At 47.4% G+C, this 11,819-nt stretch carries 10 protein-coding genes and 1 riboswitch; of the genes, 2 read left to right on the forward strand and 8 right to left on the reverse strand.

The genetic code is table 11. The features are described from left to right. Nucleotides 1-518: 518 nt before the first annotated feature. The 5 genes from sdaAA to DWX76_RS04055 form a co-directional block, all read right to left on the reverse strand. A complete protein-coding gene (sdaAA, locus tag DWX76_RS04035) occupies nucleotides 519-1,433 on the reverse strand; it encodes an L-serine ammonia-lyase, iron-sulfur-dependent, subunit alpha (RefSeq protein ID WP_118570203.1) in 915 nt (304 codons plus the stop codon). A gap of 42 nt (nucleotides 1,434-1,475) precedes the next feature. Continuing rightward, nucleotides 1,476-2,135, reverse strand: coding sequence for an L-serine ammonia-lyase, iron-sulfur-dependent subunit beta (gene sdaAB / locus DWX76_RS04040; protein WP_118570158.1), 660 nt, complete (start codon nucleotides 2,133-2,135; stop codon nucleotides 1,476-1,478). A 21-nt stretch (nucleotides 2,136-2,156) separates the two neighbouring features. Continuing rightward, entirely contained in the window at nucleotides 2,157-2,933 is a 777-nt protein-coding gene (locus DWX76_RS04045) for an SDR family oxidoreductase (RefSeq protein ID WP_118570159.1), read from the reverse strand. A 200-nt stretch (nucleotides 2,934-3,133) separates the two neighbouring features. Beyond that, nucleotides 3,134-4,006, reverse strand: coding sequence for a phosphoribosylaminoimidazolesuccinocarboxamide synthase (locus tag DWX76_RS04050; RefSeq protein ID WP_118570160.1), 873 nt, complete (start codon nucleotides 4,004-4,006; stop codon nucleotides 3,134-3,136). A 347-nt stretch (nucleotides 4,007-4,353) separates the two neighbouring features. After that, nucleotides 4,354-5,637, reverse strand: a complete 1,284-nt coding sequence (locus DWX76_RS04055; protein WP_118570161.1) for an O-acetylhomoserine aminocarboxypropyltransferase/cysteine synthase family protein — start codon at nucleotides 5,635-5,637, stop codon at nucleotides 4,354-4,356. A 547-nt stretch (nucleotides 5,638-6,184) separates the two neighbouring features. On the opposite strand from DWX76_RS04055, the gene DWX76_RS04060 reads away from it, so the two are divergent. Beyond that, nucleotides 6,185-6,613: an RrF2 family transcriptional regulator gene (locus tag DWX76_RS04060; protein ID WP_022359441.1), complete on the forward strand. Its 429-nt coding sequence runs from the start codon at nucleotides 6,185-6,187 to the stop codon at nucleotides 6,611-6,613. Nucleotides 6,614-6,706: 93 nt separating this feature from the next. On the opposite strand, the gene DWX76_RS04065 is transcribed toward DWX76_RS04060, so the two are convergent. Continuing rightward, nucleotides 6,707-7,225, reverse strand: a complete 519-nt coding sequence (locus tag DWX76_RS04065; RefSeq protein WP_182429723.1) for a MazG nucleotide pyrophosphohydrolase domain-containing protein — start codon at nucleotides 7,223-7,225, stop codon at nucleotides 6,707-6,709. A 534-nt stretch (nucleotides 7,226-7,759) separates the two neighbouring features. Between DWX76_RS04065 and DWX76_RS04070 the strand changes: the two genes are divergently transcribed. Next, entirely contained in the window at nucleotides 7,760-8,698 is a 939-nt protein-coding gene (locus tag DWX76_RS04070) for a DUF4392 domain-containing protein (protein ID WP_118570162.1), read from the forward strand. 323 nt (nucleotides 8,699-9,021) lie between these two features. On the opposite strand, the gene DWX76_RS04075 is transcribed toward DWX76_RS04070, so the two are convergent. Next, on the reverse strand, nucleotides 9,022-10,425 hold the full coding sequence (locus DWX76_RS04075) for an alanine/glycine:cation symporter family protein (RefSeq protein ID WP_117796152.1): 1,404 nt from the start codon (nucleotides 10,423-10,425) through the stop codon (nucleotides 9,022-9,024). A 149-nt stretch (nucleotides 10,426-10,574) separates the two neighbouring features. Further along, nucleotides 10,575-10,679, reverse strand: a riboswitch (glycine riboswitch). 120 nt (nucleotides 10,680-10,799) lie between these two features. After that, nucleotides 10,800-11,783, reverse strand: coding sequence for a hypothetical protein (locus tag DWX76_RS04080; protein WP_118570163.1), 984 nt, complete (start codon nucleotides 11,781-11,783; stop codon nucleotides 10,800-10,802). Between the last annotated feature and the right edge of the window lie 36 nt (nucleotides 11,784-11,819).

The following is an 11,819-nucleotide window of genomic DNA, read 5'->3' on the forward strand; positions in this document are numbered from 1 at the left end:
TTCGCTTGGCTAATTTTAACCGTTATTACTGTTGTTTTGGTTTTGTTCTGAATGTTCTCTTGAACTTCAAGGCTTAACCAAAAGCCTTTGTTCTTAGAATTTTCAGGGTTTTACATACTGTTCAGTTTTCAAGGTTCTTTGTTGTTGTCTCAGCGTCAACTTTTATAGTTTATCAAAAGTTTTTGCTTTTGTCAACATTTTTTTATTTTTTTTACAAATCCACGTTTTTTTTGAAATTTTTTCTGAGCTTATCAAGAATCTTCAAATCATTTCTTTCGTTTCGTGTTTTGTTTTTGTCCTTGTCTCAAGGACGTATGTTATGATACCAGAGCATTCCCAGAAAGTCAAGCATTTTTCTAAATTTGCTATTTTATATATTTTTTTGTGATTTTTAAGAATATTCTGGCATCATTTAAACAGAGCTTTTTCTATATTGCTGCTCTTTCTTCTACAATTTTATCTTCTCATCAGCAACCGGAACTGTTCTGACAGGTTCTGCAATCGCGTGCTGTCTGGTTCTATTGATTTTCATTGCTTTCCCGGGTTTTCTTAGCAATGTGTTCCTTCTTTCCCATCCGTTCCGCTATCTTTCTGGCACTCTCGGTCACTGCCAGACCGCCTTCACTTGTCTCGCGTAAAGCAGCCGGAAGCGCATTGCCGATCCGACGCATGGAATCTATGACCTCGTCTGCCGGGATTGCACTCTTGATTCCCGCCATTGCCATCTGCGCACTGACCGCCGCATTGACGGCGCCGGCGGAATTCCGCTTGATACACGGAACTTCAACTAGACCACAGACCGGATCACAGGTCAATCCCAACATATTTTTGAGGGCAAATGCCGCTGCATTCGCGATACACTCCGCGTCGCCCCCCTGCAGATATGCCAGCCCCCCTGCTGCCATCGCACTCGCCGAACCAATCTCCGCCTGACATCCACCCGATGCACCGGCGATGCTCGCATTTTCTGCAATAACCGCACCGATTCCTGCACTGACAAAGAGCGCCTCGACCATCCGGTTCTCCGTTTCCTTACAATATTCCTCATACGACAAAAACACCGCCGGAATCACCCCGCATGCGCCCGCCGTCGGAGCCGCCACGATTCGTTTCATACAGGCGTTGGACTCTCCCATTTTCACCGCTTTTTCCATCACAAGCCCCATGTATCCGCCCGCCAGGCTGCGACCGGAGGCATTGTATGCGTGCAGTTTTTCTCCGTCGCCGCCAGCCATTCCACTCGCCGAGACAATCGAGCCATCGTATCCCTGATCTGCCTGGCGCATCGCCTGATACATCTGCCGCATTGTTTCAAACGATTCTTCCACCGTCACCTGGCGTTCCTGCACATCCGCCAGAAGAACCACCTTCCAAAGCGGAATCTGATATTCGTTCGCTAAGCGGATCAGATCATTCACTGAATGATATAACATTTCCATTTTCCCGTTCCATTCCTTTTCTTATATGAACTCTTCCTATCGAAGACTTAAATACGTTACCTTCCTGATGCCCTCCTGGCGGCGCAGCCACACAAGCCCTTCTTCCGGAATCTCTTGATCACACTCAATAACCATCACTGCCATGCCGCCGCGCGCCGCACGGTAGAGCTGCATCGTCGCAATGTTGATCGATTTGTGCGCCAGCATCGCCGTCACATCCGCCACATGTCCCGGCTGATCGTCATTGTGGACAACCAAGGTTGGATAACTGCCGGAAAAATTGGCATCGATCCCATCAACCTTCGCAATATTAATCCGTGAGCCACCCAGGGATTCACCTACTACCGTCAGGCTGCGCCCAGAAACGCCCTCAAGCTCCAGTTCCGCCGAATTTGGATGCGCCTCTTTTAAATTGGCTTCATCAAAGGAAAACTCAATCCCCTTCTCCTCTGCCAGGTGGAAGCTGTCCGGAATCCGCATGTCATCCGGCGCCATCCCTAAAAGTCCCGCAATCAGTGCTTTCTGGGTTCCGTGTCCGGTTCCCGTTGCCAGAAATGAGCCATACAGACCAATCCTTGCCCGCTTAACCGGTTCCCCAAGAAGCTTCTGCGCCACAAATCCAATCCGAACCGCGCCCGCTGTGTGGGAACTGGACGGTCCGACCATCACCGGACCTACTATATCAAATAGATTCATATTTCTTTCCTTTTCTCTCGTTTACTTCGCCAGATAGCCGCCATCCACCGGGATTACCGCTCCCGTTATATATTCTGCCGCGTCACTCGCTAAAAACACGGTAATTCCTGCCAGATCCTCCGCCTTTCCCCAGCGGTGCATCGGGATCCGCGCCGTTACCTCTTCATACTGACCCGGATTTTTGGCTTTCATATCCGATGTGAGCTTTGTCTCCATATAACCAGGTGCGATCGCATTGACGGTCACACCACGCGACGACCATTCATTAGAGCAGGCTTTCGTGAGCTGCGCCACGCCACCCTTACTTGCCGCGTATGCCGGTATCATCACACTTCCGAAAAAGGATGTCATCGATGCCACATTAATAATTCTGCCGTATCCACGCTGCAGCATATCCCGCGCCGCCAGCTGAGACATCTGGAACATAGCACCTAAATTTACTCGCAGAACCCGATTCCACTCTTCCATCGGAAAATCTTCTGCCACGCACCGGTGCTGAACTCCCGCACAGTTTACCAATATATCCGCCTGACCGTCAAGGCTTTCCACCAGGTGCTTATAGATATCCGGAACCTCCTCTTCTCTTACCAGATCTCCCACTATTCCGTGAACCACCGCCCCGGTTATCCGTGCAAGCGCATCTGCGCTCTCCCGCACCTTCTCACTTGTTCCCAAAATGGCAACCTCCGCCCCCGCTCTGCACAGTCCCTCTGCCATGCCATAGCCGAGCCCTCTGGTCCCGCCCGTGACGATCGCTTTTTTCCCTTTTAAGCTAAATAAATCCATAAAATCGCGCATCTTTCATTTCCCCTTTCAAAAGCCCCCATCTGTAAACAGTCCCTCTGCTGCTGATCGCGAACTATCGATATATTTGTTTTCTATTTTCCATATATAAAAGCTGCCGCGAAACAAGAATTTCATCCTTTTCACAGCAGCTTTTTTACTTTTATTCAATGCACTTTCTTCCGCTGCCTGACTGGCTGCATCGAGCGATCCGCTTATGCCAGCTTTTCGCCGGTCAGCATCTCATAGCTCTGAAGATATTTTTCAATGGTCTTGTCTACGATCTCCTGCGGGAGTGTCCAGTCATTGCCCGGATGAGCGGTCAGCCAATCGCGTGCAAACTGCTTGTCGAAAGACGGCTGAGAATGTCCTGCCTCGTAGCCCTGTGCCGGCCAAAAACGGGAGCTGTCCGGAGTCAGCATCTCGTCACCAAGAACGATGTTGCCACTCTCATCCAGACCAAACTCAAACTTGGTATCTGCGATGATAATACCTTTTTCCAGTGCGTACTCCGCACATTTTTTGTAAAGTGCAATCGTGTATTCACGCAGCTTATCTGCATACTCTTTTCCCTTGCCCGGGAAGTATTTTTCCAGATGATCTACGCTCTGCTCGTAGGAGATGTTTTCATCATGATCGCCAATCTCTGCCTTAGTGGACGGTGTGTAGATCGGCTCTGGCAATTTGTCAGACTCTTTTAAGCCTTCCGGCAATTCAATCCCACAAACTTTTCCGGTCTTCTGGTAACTTGCCCAACCGCTTCCTGTGATATAACCGCGGACGATGCACTCAATCGGAAGCATCTCAAGCTTACGGCACATCATGCTCTTTCCTTCGAATTTCTCCTGCTGGAAGAATTCCGGCATATCTTTTACATCTACAGAAATCATGTGATTCGGGATAATATCTTTCGTAAGGTCAAACCAGAACTTGGACATCTGTGTCAGTACCTTGCCTTTGTTTGTCACTTCATTATGTAAGATAACATCAAAGCAACTGATACGATCCGTTGCAACCATAATCAGACTGTCTCCATTGTCATAGATTTCACGGACTTTTCCTTCTTTAATCGGTTTCATCTCCTGCATTTTTCGCACCTCATTCTTAAATTTTATGGTGGAATCCAGAGCCCCCCTATATCACAAATGTACAGCTCTGTATCCTTCTATCTGATAAATTACCACTTATCCGCCCTTATTGTCAAGACTCGCCTCCCCGTTTCCCCCTTAAATCCCAACAATTCAGCATTTTACCCTGTAAAAGGCAGTTTGGCATGAATTTTTCTACGCCGTTTTCTTCCAAAATGGAATAGTAAAAATGCAGCGTTATCTGCCGTTCTTCCCTGCTTAAAGAAGAGTTGGCAGATGACACCGCATTTTATCAATTTACCATTTATTATGTATATGCTCGGATTCTCAGCCCGACACACTCTTACTTATTTCAGAGCTGCAAATCCACGCTCCAGATCCTCGATGATATCGTCGATATGCTCGGTACCGATGGACAGACGGATGGTGTTCTGCTTAATGCCCTGATCTGCCAGCTCCTCGTCAGTCAGCTGGGAGTGGGTTGTTGTTGCTGGATGGATAACCAGGCTCTTTACATCTGCTACGTTTGCTAACAGGGAGAAGAGCTGCAGGTTGTCGATGAACTTATGAGCTTCTGCCTGTCCGCCCTTGATCTCAAAGGTGAATATAGAAGCGCCGCCGTTCGGGAAATATTTCTCATACAGTGCATGATCCGGATGATTCGGCAGAGACGGATGATTAACGTGCTCTACTAACGGATGTTTTGACAGGTACTCAACAACCTTCTTGGTATTTTCTACATGACGGTCGATACGCAGAGACAGTGTCTCAGTTCCCTGAAGAAGCAGGAATGCGTTGAACGGGGAAATCGTAGCGCCCATATCACGCAGAAGGATAGCGCGGATGTAGGTGACGAATGCTGCCGGACCTGCTGCCTCTACGAAAGATACGCCGTGATAGCTCGGATTCGGATCTGCGATTGCCGGATATTTGCCGCTTGCTTTCCAGTCAAATTTACCGGAATCTACGATGATGCCGCCCAGAGTGGTTCCGTGTCCGCCGATGAACTTGGTAGCGGAATGTACGACAATATCTGCGCCATGCTCGATCGGGCGAATCAGGTACGGTGTGCCAAATGTATTGTCAATGACTAACGGAAGTCCGTGTTTGTGTGCAATTTCAGCAATCGCATCGATGTCCGGAATATCACTATTCGGATTTCCGAGAGTCTCCAGATAGATAGCACGGGTATTTTCCTGAATTGCACCTTCTACCGCTTCCAGATTATGAGCATCTGCGAAAGTTGTAGATACACCGAAATGGGAAAGTGTATGCTCTAAAAGGTTATAGCTGCCTCCGTAGATGGTCTTCTGTGCTACGATGTGACCGCCGTCTGCTGCCAGTGCCTCGATTGTATATGTAATAGCAGCTGCGCCGGATGCGGTTGCCAGTGCTGCAACGCCGCCCTCCAGTGCTGCGATTCTCTTCTCAAATACATCCTGTGTGGAGTTGGTCAGACGTCCGTAAATGTTACCGGCATCTGCCAGACCAAAACGTGCTGCCGCATGAGCGGAATTTTTAAATACATAAGAAGTGGTCTGATAAATCGGAACGGCTCTGGAATCGGTTGCCGGATCCGGCTGCTCCTGACCTACGTGTAACTGAAGAGTCTCAAATCTATAGTTTCCCATCTCAAAATACCTCTCTTTCTTTTTCTGAAAGTTTATTTCCTAGTATGTAAATTCGTTTTTATTTTATATTCATTTTTTTATTTGAGCAAGCGTTTTTCCATTTATTTTCAAGCTTTCTATAAAATAATTGCTTTTCCGCATTATTATATTTGCTTATGCAAATGTATATTTGGCTTTTTGGGCAAATAAAAAGCCGGACCGCTTAATCTTCTTTAAGCTCCCGGGCAAATGGCTTGCATCTTAAATCGTTGTCATCTCTTGAACGGCAGATATGCAAATTTACCTGACCATATAAAATGCCCGGGAATTACACATTCGACAACAACACATCAGATTTCCATTCCATACAATATTCTGTCTTGCCATTGTATCTGCCTCCTTTTCATTTTCATGTTCTTTCCGAACTCGATGGCTTAATGATACTCTTATAAACCAACTTTTTCAATAGGTATTAGGAAAAAACTTTTTTTCTTTGTTTTCCACGCTTTTCTCCTTGAAAGTCCTATTACCTTGCGTTATAATTGGTTAATAGTAAGGAGGTTACCGAATGATATCAACAAAAGGAAGATACGCCCTGCGCGTTATGATCGATCTGGCGGAACAAAATTCTGCTGGATATATACCACTGAATGAAATTGCCACCCGTCAGCAGATTTCTGAAAAGTATCTGGAAATCATCTTGAAGGTTCTGGTCAAAAATAAATTACTGGAAGGACAGCGCGGCAAAGGCGGCGGTTACCGTCTGACCCGTCCGATTAATGAATATACCGCCGGAGAGATTCTGGAACTGACCGAAGGCTCTCTCTCTTCCGTTGCCTGCCTTGCACCGGATGCGCCGCCGTGCGAACGTCAGACAAGCTGCGTGACCCTGCCGATGTGGAAACGCTTTGATCAGGTTGTACACAATTTCTTCTATAATATTACTTTAGAAGATCTGGTAAAAGAAAGTCAGTCTTTGCCGAAAAGTACGAATTAGCATTTATAAATGAACGAAGGCATTCCATTTTGACCGAATGCCTTTTTATATATAGATTTTTCTATTTATTTCAGTATTGAAGCATCTCAAATGTTATTTTTTGATGCCTTTCCGCTCTTTTGCCCGCTCGAGCAGTTTCCCCGCCTCTTCCAGCGCTCCCGGAAGATACGCTTCCGTCCACTCTTTTCCGGCTTTTTCCTGCTTCTTGATTGCATCCCAATCCGTGACCGGTTCTCCCTGTTCGGACAGCATCGACTTACCAAACACGTGCGGATGGCGGCGGATCATTTTTTCACTGGCGCCATCCATGACCTCCCGTATCGTAAACAGTCCTTCTTCCTCCGCGATCTGCGCGTGAAGAAGAATCTGCAGCATTAAATCCCCCAGTTCTTCTTTCAGGTTCTCCGCATCGCCGGTCGCCTCCCAGATATTGATACCGCCAATCACCTCTGCCGCTTCTTCAATGCAGTACGGTTTCAGCGATGTATGCGTCTGCGCCCGATCCCACGGACAGCCGTCCTCGGCACGGAGATGGCGGACTACCTCGCAGAAGCGCATGAACGATGCGGCGCGGTCATTTTCTTTTTTTATCTCATTTGATTCTCGTTTCATTCTCTCTATCCATTTTCTTGTCTGCTTTTATTTCTGAGCTTGTTTATATGCCTATTTTGTAGCTGTTCAGTACCTTCACAGCCACAAGCAAAAATCCATTAAAAATTGCCTACGGCAATGGGATTTTTGCCTGCTGACCCATATTTTCGTACGGTCAGCGCAGTAAATGCGCTGACCTACTGAACAGTTACCCCATTTTTTTATTATATTCCAAATTTTGCTTTCTGTCAGCCGTAAAATAAATTTGGAATTGACAGTCTGATATTTTTCATTTACAATATAATTATAACAAAACAGATTCTTTTATTTATCGGGACTCCTGCCCGGATGCTCCCTTCGTAAATAAGAGCCATGAATCTTACAGGATACGTGGGTCTTTTTTTATTGCACATGATTCCGATACAGCTACCATACCGGACTGCTTTCAATCTTTTTTGATTTGGAAATTATCCAGTAAATAAGCGCTCGGATCATCCAGATAGAAAATCCCCTGTCAATTTCTGCACAATGCAGTATACCTGGAGGATTGATACCATGACTTTTTATGAAACTTTAGATTCAATTATGAAACAGGATTTTGGCGGTCGCGGACTTTTAGCATCTCTGCCTGCTTCCCCACTTGCGGCTGTGTCTGCTTCTCTCGCCCATGCGAAAAGAGCCGTTCTTCTGACCGGTTTCCCGGTTCGAATGCCAGACGGTTCTATTACCGGCGAGACGGATGGACCTTCCGGAACTGCCAACCTCGCAGCAGCGCTGACGGCAGCTGGCTGCGGCGTGTCAGTCGTAACCGACTGGTCTTCTTATCCGCATCTGGAAGCGGCTCTCCGCTTCCGCGCTCCGCAGGCAACCTTGATCCGTCTGCCGGAACAGAATACGGATAACTTTATCCGCACCTTTATCCGTGATGCAAAACCGACCCATCTGATCAGCCTGGAGCGCCCAGGTAAAGCTGAAAACGGACATTATCACAGCATGCGCGGTGAACAGCTCGACGACATGATCACGGATTCGGCTCTTTTCCTGTCTGCTGCCAGAGAAGCTGGTGCCACGGTCATTTCCATCGGAGATGGCGGCAACGAGATGGGAATGGGGACCTTCCGCCGTGAAATTCTCGCAGGTGTTCCACACGGCGAACTTATCTGCACCGCAGAAGCAGCAGACCTGACGCTGGCAAGCGGCGTTTCCAACTGGTGGGGCTGGGGCATTGCCTCCCTGCTCTCCCTGGAATTGGGACGGAATCTTCTCCCCTCTGACCGCACCGAGACAGAATTGCTCCGCCGGGTTGTGGCAGCAGGCGGTGTGGATGGGTGCACGAAAAAAGCGGAACTGACCGTTGATGCACTCCCTCTGGAGACGCATCTGAGGATTTTGCAGTCTGTCCGCAAATTGACCGATGAAACACTTAAAAAGCAGACAGCAAAGAGAGAAACTCCTTATTTTTACAGAGAGCGGAAGGTAATGGCAGCTGTTTAGGGACTTTTGGGTTTTTATTTGTTTTCATTTTGAATAAAGAATGTGCCTTGGCACATTCTCGCGCCGAGCGCGGTCGCTTGCGATATCTTTCTTCTTCGCGTGAGTGCGCATCCCGCGGAGCGTTCTTTGTCATAGAACGAAGTTTCCTATGTTTAAAAAAGACCCGCCTATGTATTTCACTACATAAGCAGGTCTTTTTTTGAATGATTGTTTAATGCTCGCTTTTTACGCTTACAATTCACTTCTATCGTAACTGTTCAGTACCTTCACAGTCACGCGCAGACCTACTGAACAGTTACCTTTTATCTTCTTTTTATTTGCTCTTACTTTTCTTCCGCAATCTGATATGCCTGGGTCACATTTTTCGTGATCGCTTCCGTTTTCCGATCAGCCGCCACAACCACATGACTCAATGCAAGTAATGCCAAAACGTTCGGAATAACCATCAGCGCGTTGAAGAAATCTGCCAGAGCCCATACTAAATTTACCTTTAACATAGAACCAATGACAATACAAATCACTACGATGAAGGAATAAACCTTTGCCGCCCCCTCGCCGAACAGATATTTCGCATTCGTCAGGCCAAAGAAATGCCATCCCAGAATCGTCGAAAATGCGAAGAACAGCAGGCAGATCGCAATAAAAATAGAACCAAAGTTTCCAAAACTCTGCATGAATGCCGCCTGCGTCAGCGCTGTACCATCCTTGCCGGAGCTCATCGCATCCGTTGTCAGGACTGCAAATACGGTCAGATTTAAAATAACAAATGTATCAATAAAGACACTGATCATCGCACAAAGCCCCTGATGATGCGGGCTTTCTGCTTTCGCACGTGCGTGAGCATGCGGTGTGGAACCCATACCTGCCTCATTGGAGAAAAGTCCTCTCGCTACACCAAAACGGATTGCTTCGCGGACGGTGATACCAGCACCAGCGCCCATTACCGCTTTCGGATCAAACGCGCCCTTGATGATCATCATAAATGCTGTCGGCACGTGATTGATATGAAGACCAATCAGAATCAGGCTTCCTACAATGTAAACGCCTGCCATAACTGGCACAACCTTCTCTACCACAGCTGCCAGACGTTTGGTTCCACCAATGAAAATGAATCCTGCCAGTACTGCCAGCACAAGACCGATCGTGATCGGCGGAATATTGATTCCATATACCTGAAATACCTCTGTAAACGCAGCACCGATCGAGTTGGACTGTACCATATTGCCCATAAACCCAAGTGCTAAAACAATAAAGATAGCAAACAGAGTGGATAATACCTTTCCAAAATTACCTTTAAATGCCGCCTTGATGTAGTAGACAGGTCCGCCTGTCACCTCACCATTTACCTCTGTCTTGTAGGTCTGTGCCAGAACCGCCTCGGAGTAGATGGTCGCCATTCCGAAGAACGCGCTCAGCCACATCCAGAAGATTGCCCCCGGACCGCCGCCAAACAGCGCTGTCGCCGCACCTGCCAGGTTACCAGTACCAACCTGTGCTGCGATCGCCGTCATGATCGACTGAAACGGGCTCATTTCCCCTTTTTCATGTTTTTCTCCGTTCAGGCTGAAATGTCCAAACACATGCTTGCAGCCCTCTCCAAATTTTCTTACCTGAATGAATTTGAGACGAATCGTGTAATAGATGCCCGTTCCACACAGCAGAATCAGCAGAAGAAAACTCCACAGAAAATCATTGCCTTTGTTTACCAGTGTCAAAATCGTGTCCATTTTTTATCCTCCTCTATGTTTTCGTTACGATTCCGGCTCTTTTGTAAATCCGGGATCGAGTAATAAAATAAGAGCTGATACAAATCAGCTCTCCAAAGAGTAGAACATATGCATACAATAGAACTCATCCCCTGGTTCCATTGTGATTGGTTGTATGCCCTGTCCTTTTGCCTGAGAGATCAACGAATACCATGGACGTGCATCCGTCTTACACCTTCGGCGCTCCTTCTTGGAGACTCTCCAGAGTGTCCCTGCCTGACTGACCTTCGATCACTCGTCAGGACGGTTCAGTAAACAGGAACGAACTTATGTGAGGTATGCTATCACATTTCTTCTGCTTTTTCAACTGATTTTTATAAATTATACGAAAATCCTCAAAATATTACGGTTCGCGACACGTTTTCCCCCTTTTCATTAAACTGCTCATACTTTTCCCCAATCAAAAGAGAATCCATCTGCGGGTATGCACCATCTTTTAAAATATACGATGGAATTTCCCCTTCTGGCTGCCATCCCGGCTTTTTCCCTCCCCATTCTTCCCGGTTTTGAGCTGCCCCTGCCTCCGTCACTTTCCTCCATGCCGATTCTGCTGCCTGACCACGCTTTCCCTGCTTTGTCAGAGGAATCACTTTAAAATGATATACACCCGCAGTCTGCATCAACGGTACAAAATCGTACTGTTCAGCACTCGTCCGATGCGGATGTCCGACACGCTTCGCATCCCGGTAAAGCATCACCAAATATGCCGAAGCCCCCGGCGCTTTCTTCCACCTGCCAATTCCTCTTTCCGCCCAGCCTGCTGCATCCACCGTTCCTATTATCTCTCCGGCATCCTGTAATTCGATCGTCAAAAGCAACGTAGTGCCATTATCTTTCCGAACTGCCTTGCTGCATACCGCGCCAAGCCCTGAAAACTGGATGTCCTCCTGGCGAAGGACGGAAAAAGAATCATCTGCGTCGGATTCCAGTTCTATTTCGTATAGAATTTCCGGAGCAGGTTCTTCTGCATGGATTTCTTCTATCTTTCGTTCTTCTAAAGAAACTTCTTTAGTACCTATATTTTCAGAGTCGGCTTGTATGCTCCCTTTATATTGTTCATTTTCTTTTTTTTCCACCTCTGCCCCATCCATCGCCGGTCCGCTTGCCGAATCACCGGAGATTCGTTCCACACCAGTGACGCTATATGCCCTGTCCCGGCTTTCTGCCTCCAAAACAGGCATTCCCATTTCATCAAACTCTTCTGCTGCCAGCCGAATCCTGACCTGATTGATGGATGCCGCGGCAGCGGGAAAACATCCCGCAGCCGCCAAGCTCAGTACGGCTGCTCCGAAGAGCAGCCCTTTCGCCATCTGATCCATAAAATCCCTCCTCTCCCACTTTATGTACTCTCGAAA

It is taken from the genome of Clostridium sp. AF21-20LB (assembly GCF_003478795.1).
GTDB classification, from domain to species: Bacteria; Bacillota; Clostridia; order Lachnospirales; family Lachnospiraceae; genus Otoolea; species Otoolea fessa.

Excerpts from the sequence above, each read along its gene's own strand:
- sdaAA (WP_118570203.1), bottom strand. The coding sequence starts at position 1,433 with ATGTTATATCATTCAGTGAATGATCTGATCCGCTTAGCGAACGAATAT.
- sdaAB (WP_118570158.1), bottom strand. The coding sequence starts at position 2,135 with ATGAATCTATTTGATATAGTAGGTCCGGTGATGGTCGGACCGTCCAGT.
- DWX76_RS04045 (WP_118570159.1), bottom strand. The coding sequence starts at position 2,933 with ATGCGCGATTTTATGGATTTATTTAGCTTAAAAGGGAAAAAAGCGATC.
- DWX76_RS04050 (WP_118570160.1), bottom strand. The coding sequence starts at position 4,006 with ATGCAGGAGATGAAACCGATTAAAGAAGGAAAAGTCCGTGAAATCTAT.
- DWX76_RS04055 (WP_118570161.1), bottom strand. The coding sequence starts at position 5,637 with ATGGGAAACTATAGATTTGAGACTCTTCAGTTACACGTAGGTCAGGAG.
- DWX76_RS04060 (WP_022359441.1), top strand. The coding sequence starts at position 6,185 with ATGATATCAACAAAAGGAAGATACGCCCTGCGCGTTATGATCGATCTG.
- DWX76_RS04065 (WP_182429723.1), bottom strand. The coding sequence starts at position 7,225 with ATGAAACGAGAATCAAATGAGATAAAAAAAGAAAATGACCGCGCCGCA.
- DWX76_RS04070 (WP_118570162.1), top strand. The coding sequence starts at position 7,760 with ATGACTTTTTATGAAACTTTAGATTCAATTATGAAACAGGATTTTGGC.
- DWX76_RS04075 (WP_117796152.1), bottom strand. The coding sequence starts at position 10,425 with ATGGACACGATTTTGACACTGGTAAACAAAGGCAATGATTTTCTGTGG.
- DWX76_RS04080 (WP_118570163.1), bottom strand. The coding sequence starts at position 11,783 with ATGGATCAGATGGCGAAAGGGCTGCTCTTCGGAGCAGCCGTACTGAGC.